The sequence below is a fragment of the Pseudomonas sp. 13B_2.1_Bac1 genome (assembly GCF_025466155.1).
In the GTDB taxonomy this organism is placed as follows: Bacteria; Pseudomonadota; Gammaproteobacteria; order Pseudomonadales; family Pseudomonadaceae; genus Aquipseudomonas; species Aquipseudomonas aylmerensis.
In genome coordinates, this window is record NZ_JANLOH010000079.1 from 24,101 (window position 1) to 42,142 (window position 18,042).

An 18,042-nucleotide genomic window follows, 5' to 3' on the forward strand; every position below is an offset into this window, starting at 1 on the left:
ACATTCAGGCGAAGTGACGAAAGGTGAGGTTCAGGGCGCGAGGCGCTCGCGGACCCAGTCGGCCCCTTGCAGGCGGTAGTTCAGGCGATCATGCAGGCGGCTCGCGCGGCCTTGCCAGAACTCGATGCGCTCGGGCAGCAGGCGGTAACCACCCCAATGCTCGGGACAGTCGGGCTGGGTGTCACTGAAGCGCTGCTCGGTGGCCTTGAGCAGGTCCTGCAGTTCTTCGCGATCACGGATGACCCGGCTCTGCGGAGACGCCCAGGCTCCCAGGCGGCTGCCCAATGGGCGCACCTGGTAGTAAGCGTCCGATTCCTCAGGCGTGACCTTGACCACCCGCCCTTCGATGCGCACCTGGCGCTCGAGGGTCGGCCAGAAGAAGGTCATGGCCGCGAAGGGTCGCGCCGCGAGCTGTTCGCCCTTGGCGCTCTGATAGTTGGTGAAGAAGGTAAAGCCCTGCGCATCCAGGCCCTTGAGCAACAGGATGCGGCAATGTGGGCGACCGTCCTGGTCAACCGTGGCCAACGTCATGGCGTTGGCCTCCACCGGCGGTTGCTCGGTTTTCACCGCATCGCCAAACCACTGGTGGAACAACGCAAACGGTTCGCTCGGGGCCTGGGCCTCGCTCAAACCGTCCCGTGTGTAGTCACGGCGCATATCGGCCAGTGCCTGGGTCATGCAGCTTTATCCTTCTGGTTCAACGGATCAGTTTTTCGCCTGGTCGTTCGCGGCCGGAGTAGCGGCCTTGGCCTTGGCTGGCGCCGGCTTCTTGGCAGCGGGCTTGGCCGGGGCCTTTTTGGCGGCGGGCTTGGCAGCGGCTTTCTTGGCGACAGGCGCTTTTTTCGCCGCAGCCTTGGCGGCTGGAGCCGGTGCTGGAACATCCTGCACGGCGACCATCTCAGCCACTGGCGGCGTTTTGCCCGACTGGTATTTGCTCAGCAAGGCCAACATCGTTGTACGCTGAGTGAACATGATTTCCATGCGACGGTTCAGCGCACGCCCCTGGGTGCTGTCGTTGGCGGCACGTGGCATAAGGTCGCCCATGCCACGCAGCATCAGGCGGTCCTGCTTGAGGCCACTGAGGCTGAAGATCGAGGCGATCGATTGCGCACGTTCCTTGGTCAACGCCTGGCTGGCCGGAGCAGTGCCGGTGGCATCCACATGGCCGAGTACCAGTACGGCGGTTTTCGGATCCGCTTCAACTGCCTTGGCGACGCGCGTGAACGGGCCCAGGGTGACCGGCAGCAACATGGCCGGGCGCTTAGGGTTGTAGGAGCCGTCTACCGGGGCGATCACCACCAGTACATTGTCACGACGTTCCAGTTGCAGGTTGCTGTCCTTGATGGCCGCGCGCAGGCGTGGCTCATAGTCGTCCAGCCAGGCCTGGGTGATTTTCGGGTCAGGCATCGGCACGTTGGTCACGTCGACCTTGGCCAATGGCTTGGGTTTGCTTTCGAACGGCCACCACCAGTGGGTCTCGGTGTCGGTCTTGGCAACGGTCGGTGCAGGTTCTGCAGCCTTCAGGTCGGCTTTCAGGTCAGCCTTGGCATCAGCGGCTTTCTCGTCGGCGCTCTTGGAAGAGAACGGCCACCAGCTGGAACCGGTGTCAGCCTTGGCGACCGGCGCAGGTGCAGCGGCAGGTGCCGGGGCAGCAGCAGCGGCTACCGGTGCGGCAGGCTTGGCGCCGGCAGCAGGCTTGGCATCCGGCTTGGCATCGGTTTGGGCGACTGCATCCTTGGTAGCGGCTTTATCCGATCCAAATGACCACCAATGCCCGCCTTCGGCATCATTTTGTGGAGTTTGTGCGCAACCGGTAATGGTGAGGCAAAGCGCCAGTGCCAAGGACTTGTTCGATAACATGAGATATCCACAAAATGAGAAAAGAAACGGGGGTCTGGATGACCCGTTAAACAGACGCTTACAGAACATTAAAGTTACAACATTTCGTTCAGCGTCTTTCTTATAGTTGCCTTTGTAACAAAAAAACGTGAAACAGCAAGGGGTTTACAGACAACCGGCCAATATTCCGACCAACTTCTGTGCCCGTGGGTCCATTAGTACGTAAGGCCCCAGTGTATTAGTCACGAAACCGAACGCTACATCATGTTCCGGATCGGCAAAACCCACCGAACCACCGGCGCCAGGGTGCCCGAAAGCACGCGGGCCAAGGCCGAAGGTGGCATTGGGCAGCTGCGGTTGATCCAACATACAACCGAGGCCAAAACGGGTTTGTGTCAATAATGTTTTATCCGGCCCGATACTGTGTTCGCGGGTCAATTGTTCGAGCATGTCGGCTTCGAGCAAACTACCGTCCAACAAACCGCTATAGAAACCCGCCAGGCTGCGTGCATTACCGTGGCCATTTGCCGCCGGCTGCTGCATGCGTCGCCATTCAGGTTTATTAGTACTGGTCAGAATAGACGGTGGGTTGGCAAATGCCCGCGTAGTCATGGCGGTCGGTTCCCGCATCATTACTTGCAATAAGCGTTGTGCGGCTTCATCACCCATATTGCCTTTGCTGCGCGCTATATGGGCGACGCGATAAAACTCTTCATCGGCCAGGCCGACATGAAAGTCCAGTCCCAGCGGCCTTGCCACCCGGGCGACGATGGACTCACCTGGCCCACGCCCGTCGGCGCGGCGCAGCAGTTCACCCACCAGCCAACCATAGGTGATCGCCTCGTAGCCATGGCCTTGGCCTGGGGTCCACCACGGCGCTTCGGCCGCCAGGGTGTCGACCATCAGTTGCCAGTCGTACAGGGCTTCGGTGGGCAGCATCTCGCGGATCGCCGGCAAGCCCGCCTGGTGGCAGAGCAGTTGGCGCAGGGTGATGGCTTCCTTGCCAGCAGCGGCAAATTCCGGCCAGTAGTTGGCGACGGGCGCATCCAGTTGCAGTTTGCCCTCGGCAACCAATTGCAGGGCCGTGACAGCGGTGAAGGTCTTGGTGCAGGAGAACAGGTTGACGATAGTGTCGCTGTGCCAGGCCTCGGCTCCATCCTTGTCGGCGGTACCGGCCCACAGGTCGACGACGGTTTCGCCGCCGATCTGGATGCACAGCCCGGCACCACGCTCCTGCGGGTCATCGAACAAGGCGGCGAACGCTTCACGTACCGCTTCAAACTGGAGTTCGTAATGACCCTGAATCTGCACCTGAGCGCCCTCGAAAAACACCGTTAAAAGTGGCCGACATTGTTCCAGCCCTTGTGGCTTTTGTGAACCCGTCAGCCCTCAATCAATGCCCATTTCCAGAGTGCCCGCCCGCATGCCCGGCGCCCTGCCCCGCGCCTTTGCCTTCATGCCCACCGCGCCCGCCTTCGCTCTCACGCACGGCGTTGGCGGCCTTGGCTTTTTCTGCTTCCTTGCCCAGTTGGTCGAGTGCCGCCAGGTTGCTTTTGCGCACACTGTCGACGAAGCCCTGGAACGGTACATCGGTGATGCCGACCAGGCCGAAGTGACCGTTTTCACCGTCCAGCAAGCGACCGGTCACCGGTTGGTCCAGGTACTGGAACCAGTGCACACCGACAATCGATGGCTCAGCCATGGCCTGCTTGAGGAAGGTGCTATACGCCGCGCCGCGATCTTCTTCGCGGGCCAATTGCGTCACGCCACCCCAGAACGGGCCGCGGTCGGCCGAGCCGAAGTTGAATTCGGTGATCAGCACCGGCTTGTCCAGGGCACGCAGGGCGGCAAAGTCATACCCGTCCTGGGGCTTGAGGGTGTACATGTTGAAGCTCAGCACGTCGCAATACTGCGCGCAGGACGCCACGGCCTCCGGCGTGCTCACCGCAAAACGGCCGCCCAGCAACAGCTGGTTGGGCGCGTGCCACTTCAGCGAATCGGAGATGGTCTTGAAGTAGGCATCGGCGAAGGTTTTCTGGAAGTACTTGAAGTCAGCTTCGATTTCCGGGTGCTCGGGGCTCGGCATCGGCGGTTCGAAGCCCGGGTCTTCCATCAGCTCCCAGCCCGCCAGGTGGATGCCCCAGGCTTTCGACAGGCCTTCTTCATTCCGGTACTTGTCGCGCAGTTGCTTGAGGAACGCGCGCTTGGCCGGTACGTCGGTGGTCATGCGCAGCGTGCCGTAGGCCAGGGCGTAGCGCGATTTCGGGTCATCGCCGGGGCCTGCCCAGGCCAGTTCGTTGTCGGCAAAGAAGCCGATCAGCCAAGGGTCATCGCGGTGGTCACGGGCAGCGATGGCCACGGCGCGCTCGGTGGCCATGGCGAAACGCGGGTCGAACGGGTCAGGCATGCCGCCCCACCAGTCAGTACCGGTGCTGATGCTGGCATAATCGCCGACGATCGACAGTGGCAAGGTGTACGGCACGCGGTCGGCAGTGGCCAGGTCCGGCTCGCTCCAGTTGCCCACGGTATTGAAACCCCAGGCTTGCAGGCGGTCGAGGGTGTGGCTGACCCAGCGTTTCTGGTCGAAACCATCGGTGTCATAGGTGCGCTGCAGGTTCGCGCCATAGAAGTCGTACCAACGCCCGACGTTGAAGCCCCGGCCCTGATCGGCGCCGTTGCCGCCACGGTTGTCACCACGGCCGTAGTACTTGTCGAAGGGCTCGCCGGCCTTGGGCAGCGCGGCAAACATCCATTCACGCCCGGCCACGTAGGTCTGGTTGTTGTCCGCGGCCACGGTGTTCACGCCCAGGGAGTAGAACGGGTGGCCTTCCGGCGTCACCAGGTACCAGCGACCGTCGCGTTTTTCGGTGCGGAAGAAGCCGCTGGCGTCGAACGCCGGGCCTTTGTTCCAGCCGCCATACTGGTCCAGCGAGGATTTATCCCGCTCGGCCAGCCAGCCCTTGAGCTGTTGCTGCTCCTTCGCGGCGGCCGCCTTGAGTTGCTCGTCGCTGCTGACTTTTTCCGGCCAACGCGCACGGGTGGACTGGCCATAGGCATCGACGAGTTCGCTGTAGGCTGCTCTCAACACCGGCTCGCTGTCCTGCACGCCAAATCGCTCCAGCAGGATGCTCTGCGCGGCGACAGGCTTGATCATCGACAGGGTCACCGAGACCACCTGGCTACGGTCGATTGCCCCGGCGCTGGCGGCGAGCAGCACGCGCTGGCCGTCCACGGTGATCGGCATCGGCGGACCGGCCTTCATGCCCTGGCTCAGCGGGGAATTGGCTTGCAGCGGCACCAGCAGGGTCTGCACCGGGCCGGCCGGCAGGTCGATGCGGCTGACCAGGGTCTTGCCGTCGGCGCTCTGCACCTTGACGTAGAGCGTCAGCGCCCAGTCCATCGCGCTCTGGATGCGCAGGCTCATGGCGCCGGACTGTGACCAGTCCCACACACCGGTCTGCGGGCTGAGCACCAGGCTCGGCTCGGCGGCCGGGTTGAAGGTGATGCGGCGCAGCACCTCGCCTTCGGGGGTTTGTTCGGCATTGTATTGCGGCAGGCTGGCGTCCTGAGTCGCCACCTTGACCACATCGGCAGGCCGGACGAAGTTGAACAATGTCTGTTGCCCGGCAGGCGCGGCCATCAAGGGCGCGGCGAACAGCAAGGCAAAAAGGGCGGGCAGCGTGCGAATCATACGAACAAGGTTCTCCCAAACGGCCGATGAATGGCCTGATGACGTAAAGCGTTGGCAGTCAGATAGACCACGAAGTGGGCGAATTCGCCCACAGTGGCTTAAGAAATTTCGCGCCTGAACGGCGGCAAGGCATTCAGGATAGCCTTGCCATAGCGCTGGGTAACCAGGCGGCGGTCAAGCAAGGTGATGGTGCCCCGGTCTTCTTCGGTGCGCAGCAAGCGACCGCAGGCCTGCACCAGTTTCAGGGACGCATCCGGCACCGAGATTTCCATGAACGGGTTACCGCCGCGCGCCTCGATCCATTCGGCCAATGCCGCCTCGACCGGATCATCCGGCACCGAGAACGGGATCTTGGCGATCACCACGTGTTCGCAGTAGGCACCGGGCAAGTCCACGCCTTCGGCGAAGCTTGCCAGGCCGAACAGCACGCTGGAATCGCCGCCATCGACGCGCGCCTTGTGTTTATTGAGGGTTTCCTGCTTGGACAGGTTGCCCTGGATAAACACCTGCTTGCGCCAGTCGCGGTCGAGGCCGTCGAACACGTCCTGCATCTGTTTGCGTGACGAAAACAGCACCAGCGTGCCGCGCGAGCCTTCCACCAGTTCCGGCAGGTCGCGGATGATCGCAGCCGTGTGCGCCGCCGCATCCCGAGGGTCGGCCTTGAGGTCGGGCACGCGCAACACGCCGGCGTCGGCGTGATGGAACGGGCTCGGCACCACGGCCGTGACGGCTTTTTTCGGCAGGCCGGCACGCATGCGGAAGCGGTCGAAAGTGCCCAGGGCAGTCAGCGTCGCCGACGTCACCAGGCAGCCGTAGGCCACGTTCCAGAGGTTGCGGCGCAGCATTTCGGCCGCGAGGATCGGGCTGGCGTTGACCTCGATGTCGAATAGCGCGCCGCTCTCCGACAAGGTCAGCCAGCGGGCCATCGGCGGGTTGTCTTCCGGGTCTTCGACGGTAAACGCGGTCCACAACTCCCAGTTGCCCTGGGAGCGCGACAACAGGCTGCCGAACAGCGGGTACCACTCCTCGGCCTGGTTGCTGGCGATGCCGATGTTGACCTCGCCGTCCATGCCTTCCTTGAGCAGGTCGGTCAGGCGGGTAAACAGGTCGGTCAGGCGCGAGAAGCCTTTTTTCAGCTCGATGCCCATTTCGCGCATGTGCTCGGGGATCAGCCCGCCGACAAAACGGTGGCGTGGACGCTCGCGCCCCTCCACGTCTTCACCGGGCTTGAAGTCAGCGACCTGCTCGCAGGCGCTGAACATGAATTGCTGCTGGGTCTTGATCTCGCGCGCCAGCTCCGGCACTTGTTCGATCAACTTGCCCAGGTCGCCGGGCAGCGGGTGCTGGGCGAGCAGTTTGGTCAGGTTCTTGGCGGTGGTTTCCAGCCAGTCGGCGGTGGAGCGCAGGCGCGTGTAATGGGCGAAGTGGCCGATGGCCTTGTCCGGCAGGTGATGGCCTTCGTCGAATACATAGAGCGTATCGCGCGGGTCCGGCAGCACGGCGCCGCCGCCCAGGGCCAGGTCGGCCAGGACCATGTCGTGGTTGGTGACGATCACGTCGACCTTGCCCATGCCTTCGCGGGCCTTATAGAAGGCGCACTGGCCGAAGTTGGGGCAATGCCGGTTGGTGCACTGGCTGTGGTCGGTGGTCAGGCGCGCCCAGTCGGAATCTTCAAGCGCGGTGGGCCAGCTGTCGCGGTCGCCGTCCCATTTATTCCCGGCCAGTTTCTCGATCATGCTGGTGAACAGCTTCTGGCTGGCTTCATCGACTTCGATCTTGAAGCCTTCTTCTTCGAACAGCTGCGCCGTGGCGGTTTGCGCGTGGCCTTCCTGCAGCAGCACATCGAGTTTGGACAGGCACATGTAGCGCCCACGGCCCTTGGCCAGGGCGAACGTAAAGTTCAGGCCGCTGTTGCGCATCAGGTCGGGCAGGTCTTTGTAGACGATCTGCTCCTGCAGGGCGACAGTCGCGGTGGCGATCACCAGGCGCTTGCCGGCGGCCTTGGCGGTGGGGATCGCGGCCAGGCTGTAGGCTACGGTCTTGCCGGTACCGGTGCCGGCCTCGACGGCCACGACGGCGGGCTCACCTTCGCGGCGGCCTTCGTCGTCGACGTCGATATCGCCGAGGACCTTGGCCACTTCGGCGATCATCAGGCGTTGGCCGTAGCGCGGTTTCAAGCTCTTGGCTTCGAGAAAACGCGAATAGGCGCCCTGGATCGTGGTTTTGAGTTCAGTGCTGATCATGGATAGTCGGGCGCAAAAAACGCTGGATAAATTTTCAGTGGTTCGGATCGGCCGCTATCATACCCCGCTAATTAATCCCGCGCAGAACGGAGTACCACAATGACCGCGTTTAGCCTCGCTTACACCCTGCATGTATTGGCCGCCCTGGTATGGGTCGGCGGTATGTTTTTCGCCTGGATGATCCTGCGCCCCGCCGCCGTGGCGGCACTTGAGGGCCCCGCACGGCTCAAGTTGTGGGCAAATGTGTTTCAACGTTTTTTCGTGTGGGTGTGGGTGGCAGTGCTGGTTTTGCCGATCAGCGGCATCGGCCTGTTGCAACTGCGCTTCAGTGGCTTTGAAACCGCGCCGCGCTACGTGCAGGTGATGATGGGGTTGTACCTGGTGATGACGGCGCTGTTTATCCGTATCCAGGCGTTGAAATTCCCGGAATTGCGCAAGGCAGTGGCGGCTGAAGACTGGCCGGCAGGCGCGGCCGCGCTGGGGCAGATCCGCAAATTGGTCGGGATCAACTTGATCGTGGGACTGGTAGTGGTGGCAATCGCGTCGGCCCGGCCGATGTTCTGAGGCCGGCCAAGCCCCCTGTGGCGAGCGGGCTTGTCCCGCGTTGGGCTGCGCAGCAGCCCCAATCAAGATCGCCAGAGGTCTTCAGTCGAAGCGCAGTGGCTGGTTTTGGGCGGCCTTGCAGCCCAACGCGGGACAAGCCCGCTCGCCACATTAGAGAGGTTACAGACGCTGTACGGTCACAGTGCCCGCAGGCCCTGCTGGCCCCGGTTGCCCTTCCAGCCCTGGGCGGCCCTTCTCGCCGCCGTCGGCGCGGTACACCAGGCAGCCCTTGGACTCGCCACCTTTGCCAGGCTTGCCCGCCGTGCCGGCCAGACCACCGGCACCGCCGTCGACCCAGACCTTGATCTGTTGGGCCGGGAAGTCCTGCGGCAACTCGACCCGCACCTGCGCGCCCGCAGCGCCCGGCAAGCCGTCGCCACCATTGTCACCGTTGGCGCCACGCCCGGCCGAACCCCAGGTGCAACCCGGGTCCACGCCGTTGGCACCATCCAGCCCGGCATACCCTTGGGCGCCCGCGCCGCCACGGGCATCCACCGACAACTCTTCAGCCACCAGTGAATTGATTCGCAAGGTCAGGTCACGCCCGGCCTTGGCCGGTTTTTCATGGGTGCCCGGCGCGCCCCGCGAAGTGATCTGGCTGCCGTGGTCCAACTGCGCATGGCGCACCTGCAGTTGCAGCACGGTGCCGCCGGGGACAATCGCAATCCGCGCATCGCGGCCCAGGTGCAACTCATCCACCGTGACCTGGCTGATGGTGGCCGGGATCAGCAAGGTGCCGTAGTCCGCTACCTCCAGACGCTCCAGTTGCAACACGCTGGTGCTGTTGGGCAGGCGCATCAACGAGTTGGTCTCAACACTGACGCTCTGGGCCAGGGCGACGGGGCTGACCAACGCGGCCAACAGTAAAACCTTACGCATCATGGGGCTCCTGACTGGTTTCGAATTTTTCTTTGGACGCACAGTAACGACTTCTACAGGCGATTTGCCAGTGAAGCATCAAAAAACTTGTGCAGGGAGAGGTGCAGGCGAGGCGCGCGGCAATGCCCCTGTGGATCCCACAGGGGCAAGGTTTGTCAGCGGTTGATCTGGATTTCCGTACGACGGTTCAAGGCACGACCTTCAGCGGTTTTGTTGTCGGCAACCGGATGGCTTTCGCCCGCCCCCGTCACAGACACAAAGGCACTGCGCGGCACGCCGGCGCCGATCAGGTAATCGGTGACCGAGTGAGCACGTTTTTCCGAGAGTTTCTGGTTATAGGCATCCTTGCCGACGCTGTCGGTATGCCCGCTGACCCGCAGTTGAGCACTCGGGGCTTCCTGTTTCAGGCGCGTGGCAATGGTGTCGAGCTTGGTTTTATCGGCTGCGGTCAGCCTGGCCGAGTCGAACTCGAAGTGCACATCGCGAATCACGATGGTTTCTTCCTTGACCACCACCACTTCCTCAACCACCGCAGCCGGCGGCACCGGTGGGCAGCCATTGGCATCGACCTGCACGCCTTTTGGCGTGTGCGGGCACTTGTCGCGGCTGTCCGGCACACCATCGCCGTCCTCGTCGCCATCACCGTGCACCCAGCAATAGGCGCCGGCCATGCCGCCGACCAGCAAGGCGCCATAGCCTGCATAGGCCGAGCTTTCCGTGGCGCCGATCGCCGCGCCGGTCACACCGCCAACGGCAGCGCAGGTCGGCCAATCGGTTTTCTGCAAGCCTGCGCAACCTGTCAATAACCCGGTGAGCAGAACCAAGGGTAGAGCTGTCCGCATGATGCTCATCTGACTTTCTCCTGAGGGGATCGGCGGGGGCCGATGGGTGGAGTAAAGACCGCTCTTTTCAACTGCGCCACTACGCCACGCCCCCGTATTTGTTAGGGATCGTCGTTCTCGTCGGACTTTTCGCAGCCGCCCGCTCTAGGCCCGCACGCTCAGCCGCGCTAGTCTCTAGCGTCTTGATGTGAGGATCTCTGATGACCGCTGGCATTTCTTCCCGTACGCCCCAGCAAGCCTTGGCTGCCTTGCTGGATCTGCACCAGCCCAAACGCCTGCTGTTATTGGGCGCCAGTCAGTTTCCGGCGCTGGACGCGTTTCAAGCCGCGCACCCGGATACCCAGGTGTCCGTGGCAGCCCCCGGCGCCCTGCCGGCGGAACTTGCGGCGCAGCGTTTTGACCTGGCGCTGGTGGTCGACTGCCTGGAGCACCTGTCAAAACCGCAAGGCCTGACCCTGCTCGGTGGCATTCGCAACCTCAACGCCAGCCGCATTGCCGTGCTGGTGGACCTGGGCGCATGCGACTGGAAAGACACCGACTTCTTCTCCCTGGCCCTGCAGGCTGGCGAGCGTTTCCAGCGCGATGAACAGGTTCTGACGCTGTTTACCTACGATCTGCTTGACTATAAACAGGTGCCGGACTGGCTCAACGCCCGCTTCTGGGCCAACCCGGAAAACTTCGGAAAGTATTGGTGGTAACCCGATGAGTACATCCATTTGCCCCTGCGGCAGTGGCAACCTGCTGGATGCCTGCTGCGGCCATTATCACGCCGGGCACCCGGCCCCGTGCGCCAGCGCCCTGATGCGTTCACGCTACAGCGCCTATGTGCTGGGCCTGGTGGACTACCTGGTGGCCACCACCCTGCCCGCGCAACAGGCCGGCCTCGACCGCGACGCCATCGCCGCCTGGAGCGCCCAGAGCACCTGGCTCGGCCTGGAAGTCGAAAACTCGGAGGTGTTCGGCGGCCAGCCAGAACACGCTTTTGTGACCTTTACCGCGCGTTGGCACGACAGCACCGGCGAACATAGCCACCGCGAGCAATCTTCTTTCGTACAGAATGAGGGGCGCTGGTACTTCATCGACCCGACAGTGGAAGTGAAGGCCGGACGCAACGATGCCTGCCTGTGCGGCAGTGGGCAGAAATTCAAGAAGTGTTGTTCCAGCTACCTCTGACCTGCAAGCGCGAGCTTGCTCGCGAAAAACCCGGGGGCACCTTTGTGTGTCAGGCTTAGCGCGTCATCGTTGACGACCTTCGCGAGCAAGCTCGCTCCTACACAGGATGGATAACGCCATGTTTCGGATGTACAGCTTGATGCTGGCGTTGACCCTCGGCCTCACCGGCTGCGCGTCCTGGTTCGAAGACGATGCGCCGCCGCCCCACGTCTCGCTGGTGAAAGTCGAAGTGGTGCGGGCCAAGTTGCTCGAGCAGAAATTCAAGCTGTACTTTCGCGTGGACAACCGCGACGACGCCGACCTGACGGTGCGCGGCCTGATCTACAAGGTCAGCCTCGGCGATTTTGTGCTGACCGAAGGTGAGTCCAACGAATGGCTGACCGTACCGCCCCGGGGCCACGCGTTTTTCAAGGTGTCGGTGCGCACCAACCTCTGGCCGCAGATCCGCGATGTCGTGCAGATGCTGAAAAATCCCGACAAACCCGTGCCTTATCGCCTGGAGGGTGAACTGAAAACCGGATTATTCATCGGTTATGACGTGCAGGTGAACCACAATGGCGAGATAATCCCCGGCGATTTTATTCCGGAGCGACATCGATGACTCAGCAACCCCATGTCCATGGTCCTGACTGCAACCACGATCATGATCATCACGATCACGACCACGGTCATGTCCACGGCCCGAACTGCGGCCACGCTCACCAGGAGCCGGTGCGCAACGCGTTGAAGGACGTCGGCCGCAACGATCCTTGCCCGTGCGGCAGCGAGAAGAAATTCAAGAAGTGCCACGGGGCTTGATGCCCTGACCCTGCAGGAACCGGCTTGCCGGCGATGGCGTCCCCAACATCGCTGTCGCCGACAAGCCGGCTCCTCCAGGTTGAGTTAGCACGTCAGGGTTTGTGTTGAAACTGCAACACCACCTCGAGCCCCCCGCCGTCCCGATTGCTCAAGCTCAACCGTCCCTCGTGCGCCCGGGCAATGGTGTGTGCAATGCTCAACCCCAGCCCATACCCGCCCGTCTCGGCATTGCGTGAACCCTCCACGCGGTAGAACGGCTCCATCACCTGCTCCAGTTGTTCCTGGGGAATCCCCGGCCCTCGGTCGCGGATGATGATCTTCAAACTGTCCGCCTGGTCCTCGACCCGCACCACCACGTCGCGACCATAACGTACCGCGTTTTCCAGCAGGTTCTGCACGCAGCGCTTGAGGCTACGCGCGTACCCCGGCAACGGTTGCCTGGCACGGCCTTCAATGCGCACGCTTTCGCCCACATCCTGCAAGTCCGCCTGCAAGCTTTGCAGCAGGGCATTGATGTCGATGTTCTGCCGCGTCTCGTTGATTTCACCGCTGCTGGCAAAATCCAGGGTGCTGGAGACCATGTGCTCCATTTCTTCCAGGTCGCTGCGAAAACGCTCCTGGGTGCGAGGGTCGTCGAGCATTTCGGTGCGCAGGCGCAGGCGTGTGATCGGTGAACGCAAGTCGTGGGAAATCGCCGCAAGAAAACGCGTGCGCTCGGCGATGTTGGCAATCAGCCGTTGCTGCATCGCGTTGAAGGCCTGCGCGGCGCGGCGCACTTCGGTGGGGCCATCCTCCGACAGCGGCGGCCGCTGGATATCACGGCCCAGGGCTTCGGCGGCCTTGGCCAGCGCATTCAGCGGACGGATGGCCAGGCGCACCGCCACCAGGGCAATCACCACCAGCACCAACACGCGCAACAAATAGATGCGCATCACGTAGTCGAACAGCAGGTCCAGCGGCGAGGTACTGGTCCAGCCCTGCTCTTCACTGGCATCCACCTGCAACCAGCGCCCATCGGGAAGACGCAGGTCGATCAAGAATTGCCCCACCACCGGTTGGGAGCTGAGCAGTGTCGAGAGCCCGGCGCTTTGCCCTTCGCCATCGACCAGGGAAAGGCGCAACAGCACCAGGGTCTGGGCGTAGCCGGTCTTCTGCGACAACACCTTTTTGATCAAGCGCTCGGTGGGCCGGTCGGCATCGTTGAGGGTACTGGGGGTGCTGCTGGCCTGGTCGCTCAGGGTCAGGCGGAAGTTCGGCGTATCGAGCATTTTGATCAGCAGGTCCGCCTGCTGCGGATCGCTGTGCACCAGCCGCACCACATCCGCCAGTCGAGTGGCGATCAGCCGCGCAGGGATTTCCAGCACCTGGCCATGCCGCCGGTCGTACCAGATGCTGCTGGTCAGGGCCTGGGCCGCGAGCATGCCGCTGACCAGGATCAGCACCAGCCGCCCGAACAGCGAGCGCGGCAGCAGTCTCACGATTCCAGCACCACGTCATCGGCGGTGAGCATGTAACCCTCGTTGCGCACGGTCTTGATCAGCCCCGCCGGCAGTTGCGAGCGCAGGCGGCTGACGCACACGTCGATGGAGCGGTCGAACGGCGTGCTGTCCTTGTCGAACACGTGGTTGAGCAAAAAGTCGCGGCTCAGCGGGCGGTTGGGGTGCTGCAACAGCAGGCGCAACACGCGGTAATCCGAGTTACCCAGGCTCACCACCACGCCTTGCGGCGACAGCAACTGCCGCGCCCGCGTGTCGAGCTGCCAGCCGGCGAAGCGAATGCTCGGCGCCTCGTCCAGGCGCGCGCGATCCGGAAAACTCTGCACGCGTCGCAGCACGACCTTGATCCGTACCAGCAACTCACGCGGGTCGAACGGCTTGGGCAGGTAGTCATCGGCGCCGATCTCCAGGCCGACGATGCGGTCGATCAACGAGCCCTTGGCCGTGAGCATCACCACCGGCGTGTTGGAGCTGACCCGCAGTTCGCGGCACAGGCTCAGGCCGTCCTCACCCGGCAGCATCAGGTCGAGCACGATCAGGTCAATCACGTTGAGCGCCAGGCGGCGGCGCATTTCCTTGCCGTCGGCGGCGGTGGATACCTGGAAACCGGCGTCGCTCAGGTAGTCGCAGAGCAGTTGGCGGATTTGCGGGTCGTCATCAACGATCAGCAGGTGGTCTTGCTTGGCCATGGGCAGTCGATCCGAAAACTCAAAACGCAGGAGATAGCCGAAAGTTCAGCCAGCAGTGCAGGCAAATGTAATGGAATGTTGTAGGAAACCATAATCACGCATCAGCGATACAAAGCCCCGGAATGGCAGGCGGAATCGCTCTTTAGACTACCGAACCTAAATGAGAGTAATTGTAATTTAGACTCGGATCACTGCCTATGTCATTGCCCACCCCTCACCGTCACACGTTGCACAGTACCCTGGCGCCGATGTTCGGTTTCCTCGCGGCTGGCGGCGTCGCCCCGACCGCCTTGGCCGATACGACAGCCGCCACGACCAATGGCTCGGTGCTGAGCCTGCCGGAAATCAAGGTCGACGGTGAAGCCACCTCCACCTTCAAAGTGGACCGGGTGACCTCGGCGAAAATCAGCCAGCCGCTGCTGGACGCGCCGCAAAGCGTGACCATCGTGCCGCAACAGGTGCTCAAGGAGCAGAACGCGCAGACCCTGCAGGAAGTGTTGCGCAACGTGCCGGGCATTACCTTCATGTCTGGCGAGGGTAACCTGGGCTGGGGCGATCTGTTCTCGATCCGGGGCTTTTCTTCGGAGCAGAGCCTGACCGTCGACGGCGTGCGCGATGCCGGCATGTCGACCCGTACCGACACCTTCAACCTGCAACAGGCCGAAGTGTTCAAGGGCACCGGCTCCATCGAGTCCGGGGTTTCTGCGGTGGGCGGCAGTGTCAACCTGGTCAGCAAGGAAGCGCACCTGGGCGATGCCAACAAGGTCTCGGCCGGGATCGGCACCGACAGCTATCGCCGGCTCACGGCCGACCTGAACAAGCAACTGAACGACACCACCGCCGTACGCATCAACCTGATGAAGCACTACAACCAGGTGGCCGAGCGCGACGACGTGGACTACGACCGCTGGGGCATCGCCACCTCGTTCGGCTTCGGCCTGGGCACCGACACGCGCCTGTTCATCGACACCTTCTACCAGAAAGACACCAACACCCCGGACGGCGGCGTGCCGATCCAGCGGGGCACCGACGGCGACCGCATGCCCGGGGTGAAACGCTCGAACTGGTACGGCGACTCCAGCCTCTACACCCAGCAAAACAAAACCACCTCGCTGACTGCCCGCCTGGAGCACGACTTCGACTGGAATGAAGCCAACCTGCGCAACCAGACTCGCTGGGAACGCAGCGACAACTTCGCCGTGCTTTCCCCGGCGCGTTTTTTTGCCGCCGACGCGAATGGCAACAAAACCTGCACCGGCGCGCGTTGTGCGACCTTGGGCTACACCGGTGTAGGCCCGATCAGCCAAGTGCCAGGTAGCACGGTGAATGCCTACACCGACTACGTGAACAACAGCAACACCGCCTACGGCATCCTGCGCGGCAGCGACTTTGGCTTGTCCAAGCGCTACACCATCCTGGATAACCAGACCGACTTCAGCTTCAAGTTCAATACAGGAAGCCTGCAACACGCGGTGGTCTCGGGCCTCGAGTTCTACCACGAGACCTACGGCGGGCTGAAGCGCAACGCCGAAGTGCCGGCAGGCAACCTGTTCTTCGACATGAGCGAGCCCAGTCACAGCTTCGCCAGCACCTACATAACCAAGGGTGAAGGCGATCCGCGCTCGGTGATCGACAACGCCGGTATTTACCTGGGTGACACCGTCACCCTCAACGAGCAGTGGCAGGTGCTGGGCTCGCTGCGCTACGACAACTGGCGGGCGCAAACCAGCCAACGCGGCCAATCCACCATCAGCAGCACCGACGGTGCGGTGAGCGGACGGGTCGGCGCGGTGTACAAGCCGTTGCCCAACGGCAGCGTCTATGTGTCCTACAGCGAAGCAGCGCAACCCTCGGCGTTGGGTGCATCCACCAACAACCAGATCTACGGTGCGGCCAGCACCAGCAACTACAGCCCGGCCAAGTCCAAGACCTACGAGTTGGGCACCAAGTGGGACATTGCCCACGACATGCTTAACGTCACCGCCGCGATTTTCCGCACCGAACTCGACAACGCCTGGGAATACCAGGACGGCGAGTCCGCCCCGGTACGCGCCCTTCCCGCCAAACGCGTGGACGGCGTGGAACTCGGCCTGCAAGGCAATATCACCTCGCGCTGGACCGCCTACACCGGTTTCTCGGCGCTCAAGAGTACCCAGACCAAAGGCATCAACAAGGGCGCAGAAGCCAAGAACGTCCCTGACCTGACCGCCAACCTGTGGACCACCTATGCCGTCACCGACGCCCTGAGCCTGAGCTACGGCGAGCAATACGTCGGCCGACGCCGCTACACCGACAACAAATACGTCGGCGGCTTGAACAACAACAGCAGCTACGCCAATGGCCCCTCCGGCGTGAATGCGATCTACACCCGCGACCATGAAAAAGCCCCCGGCTACTGGCTCAGCAGCCTGGCCGCGCAATACAAGGTGAACAGGGACACCACGGTCAACCTCAACCTCAACAACGTGTTCAACACGTTCTATTACAGCCAGGTCGGCGCCTCCCTCGATGGCTTCCAGCTCTACGGCATCCCAGGTGCCGGGCGCACCCTCACCGCCAGCGTCGACTATGAATTCTGATCATCTCTCACCAGGAGCCTCTGCCATGCGCAAACCCCTTCACTTGCTCAAGCTCGGCGTGCTGTTCGGCGCCTTGGTCCTCGGCCATGCCGAAACCGCCGCCGCCCACGAAGTCACCGACGTGCTCGGCCGCAAGGTCGAGGTCAAGGACGACGTCAAACGCGTGGTACTGGGTGAAGGCCGCCTGATTTCGGCGTTTGCCCTGCTCGACAAGGACGCGCCGTTCCAGCGCATCGTCGGCTGGCAGAACGATCTGAAGCTGCTGGACCAACACACCTATAACGCCTATGTGGCGAAATTTCCGACGGTCAAAGACATTCCGTTGATCGGGCAGGCGTCGGAACAAAGCGTCAGCGCTGAAGAAATTCTCTCGCTGAAACCGGACCTGGCGGTGTTCAGCATTTCCGGGCACGGCCCGACCGAGCACAGCCCGGTCGCCGATGTATTGGCCAAGGCCGGAATCCCGGTGCTGTTCGTCGACTTTCGCATCAACCCGGTGCAAGGCACCCATACCAGCATGAGCGCGCTCGGCCAGGCGTTGGGGCGTAAAGCCCAGGCCAAGGCATTCCTCGCGTTCTATGACCAGCACATCAAGGTGATCAGCGACGCCGTCGCCACCTTGCCGGCCGGCCCGCGCCCGAGCGTGTTCCTCGAACTGCTGGCCGGTGCCTGGCAGGCACCGGGGCACACCACCGGCAAAAGCGGCATGGGTGAAGTGATCAAGCTGGTCGGCGGACGCAACATCGCTGCCGATGTCGTGCCCGGCGCGCTGGGTGATATCAGCGTTGAATATGCGCTGAAGGCTGATCCGGATGTGTACGTGGCCACCGGCAACCACAAACCCGGCCTGATCCTGGGTGCAGGCGTTACCCAGGACGAGGCGCGTGAAGCGTTTGACCGCGTGTTGGCGCGGCCGGAATTCGCCAATCTTCGCGCGATCCGCGAAGGCAATTCCCACGGCCTGTGGCATGACTTCTACAACTCGCCCTACAACCTGCTGGCGATTGAAGCGCTGGCCAAGTGGGTACACCCGCAACTGTTCGCCACGCTGGACCCGCAGGCGACGATGGCGCAGATCAACCAGCAGTTCCTGGGGATGCCGCTGCAGGGTGCCTATTGGATTGATGCCAAGGGCAAGTAACCCCTATCGCCCTGTTGGAATGCAGTCAGTGTGGGAGCTGGCTTGCCTGCGATGACGGAACATCAGTCA

General features: G+C 62.7%; 16 protein-coding genes. 7 read left to right on the forward strand and 9 right to left on the reverse strand.

What is annotated here, in order from left to right; translation table 11 throughout:
• Window positions 1–30: 30 nt before the first annotated feature.
• From pdxH to dinG, 5 genes are all read right to left on the reverse strand, one after another.
• The gene (gene pdxH, locus NTD80_RS17890) at window positions 31–678 is read right to left on the reverse strand and encodes a pyridoxamine 5'-phosphate oxidase (RefSeq protein ID WP_065902980.1); all 648 of its coding nucleotides are present in this window, start codon (window positions 676–678) and stop codon (window positions 31–33) included.
• Window positions 679–705: 27 nt separating this feature from the next.
• The gene (locus NTD80_RS17895; RefSeq protein ID WP_065902982.1) at window positions 706–1,860 is read right to left on the reverse strand and encodes an OmpA family protein; all 1,155 of its coding nucleotides are present in this window, start codon (window positions 1,858–1,860) and stop codon (window positions 706–708) included.
• Between the two features lie 144 nt (window positions 1,861–2,004).
• Window positions 2,005–3,150 carry a serine hydrolase domain-containing protein gene (locus NTD80_RS17900; RefSeq protein WP_106805713.1) on the reverse strand — a complete coding sequence of 382 codons (1,146 nt, stop codon included), beginning with the start codon at window positions 3,148–3,150 and terminating at the stop codon, window positions 2,005–2,007.
• Window positions 3,151–3,232: 82 nt separating this feature from the next.
• A complete protein-coding gene (locus tag NTD80_RS17905) occupies window positions 3,233–5,530 on the reverse strand; it encodes a beta-galactosidase (RefSeq protein ID WP_262134454.1) in 2,298 nt (765 codons plus the stop codon).
• Between the two features lie 98 nt (window positions 5,531–5,628).
• Window positions 5,629–7,773 (reverse strand): ATP-dependent DNA helicase DinG, encoded by a 2,145-nt coding sequence (gene dinG / locus NTD80_RS17910; RefSeq protein WP_065902986.1) that lies wholly within the window; start codon window positions 7,771–7,773, stop codon window positions 5,629–5,631.
• 99 nt (window positions 7,774–7,872) lie between these two features.
• Between dinG and NTD80_RS17915 the strand changes: the two genes are divergently transcribed.
• Entirely contained in the window at window positions 7,873–8,337 is a 465-nt protein-coding gene (locus NTD80_RS17915) for a CopD family protein (protein ID WP_106804935.1), read from the forward strand.
• A 159-nt stretch (window positions 8,338–8,496) separates the two neighbouring features.
• Here the strand turns inward: NTD80_RS17915 and NTD80_RS17920 are convergent, their stop codons facing one another.
• Both NTD80_RS17920 and NTD80_RS17925 read right to left on the reverse strand, forming a co-directional pair.
• Window positions 8,497–9,255 carry a collagen-like triple helix repeat-containing protein gene (locus tag NTD80_RS17920; protein WP_065902993.1) on the reverse strand — a complete coding sequence of 253 codons (759 nt, stop codon included), beginning with the start codon at window positions 9,253–9,255 and terminating at the stop codon, window positions 8,497–8,499.
• Window positions 9,256–9,410: 155 nt separating this feature from the next.
• The gene (locus NTD80_RS17925) at window positions 9,411–10,106 is read right to left on the reverse strand and encodes an OmpA family protein (RefSeq protein ID WP_065902995.1); all 696 of its coding nucleotides are present in this window, start codon (window positions 10,104–10,106) and stop codon (window positions 9,411–9,413) included.
• Between the two features lie 191 nt (window positions 10,107–10,297).
• Between NTD80_RS17925 and NTD80_RS17930 the strand changes: the two genes are divergently transcribed.
• From NTD80_RS17930 to NTD80_RS17945, 4 genes are all read left to right on the forward strand, one after another.
• Window positions 10,298–10,795 carry a DUF6231 family protein gene (locus tag NTD80_RS17930; protein ID WP_065902997.1) on the forward strand — a complete coding sequence of 166 codons (498 nt, stop codon included), beginning with the start codon at window positions 10,298–10,300 and terminating at the stop codon, window positions 10,793–10,795.
• A 4-nt stretch (window positions 10,796–10,799) separates the two neighbouring features.
• A complete protein-coding gene (locus NTD80_RS17935) occupies window positions 10,800–11,270 on the forward strand; it encodes a YchJ family protein (protein ID WP_065902999.1) in 471 nt (156 codons plus the stop codon).
• Between the two features lie 118 nt (window positions 11,271–11,388).
• Window positions 11,389–11,871, forward strand: coding sequence for an LEA type 2 family protein (locus tag NTD80_RS17940; RefSeq protein ID WP_262134455.1), 483 nt, complete (start codon window positions 11,389–11,391; stop codon window positions 11,869–11,871).
• Complete coding sequence (locus NTD80_RS17945) at window positions 11,868–12,068, forward strand: SEC-C metal-binding domain-containing protein (RefSeq protein ID WP_003189235.1); 201 nt, start codon at window positions 11,868–11,870, stop codon at window positions 12,066–12,068. The genes NTD80_RS17940 and NTD80_RS17945 overlap by 4 nt, the downstream gene beginning before the upstream one ends.
• Window positions 12,069–12,160: 92 nt before the next feature.
• Here the strand turns inward: NTD80_RS17945 and NTD80_RS17950 are convergent, their stop codons facing one another.
• The gene (locus tag NTD80_RS17950; protein ID WP_262134456.1) at window positions 12,161–13,546 is read right to left on the reverse strand and encodes an ATP-binding protein; all 1,386 of its coding nucleotides are present in this window, start codon (window positions 13,544–13,546) and stop codon (window positions 12,161–12,163) included.
• A complete protein-coding gene (locus NTD80_RS17955) occupies window positions 13,543–14,253 on the reverse strand; it encodes a response regulator (protein WP_106804937.1) in 711 nt (236 codons plus the stop codon). The genes NTD80_RS17950 and NTD80_RS17955 overlap by 4 nt, the downstream gene beginning before the upstream one ends.
• Window positions 14,254–14,450: 197 nt before the next feature.
• On the opposite strand from NTD80_RS17955, the gene NTD80_RS17960 reads away from it, so the two are divergent.
• Both NTD80_RS17960 and NTD80_RS17965 read left to right on the forward strand, forming a co-directional pair.
• The gene (locus tag NTD80_RS17960; RefSeq protein ID WP_262134458.1) at window positions 14,451–16,832 is read left to right on the forward strand and encodes a TonB-dependent receptor; all 2,382 of its coding nucleotides are present in this window, start codon (window positions 14,451–14,453) and stop codon (window positions 16,830–16,832) included.
• 25 nt (window positions 16,833–16,857) lie between these two features.
• The gene (locus NTD80_RS17965; RefSeq protein WP_262134459.1) at window positions 16,858–17,973 is read left to right on the forward strand and encodes an ABC transporter substrate-binding protein; all 1,116 of its coding nucleotides are present in this window, start codon (window positions 16,858–16,860) and stop codon (window positions 17,971–17,973) included.
• Window positions 17,974–18,042 lie beyond the last annotated feature (69 nt).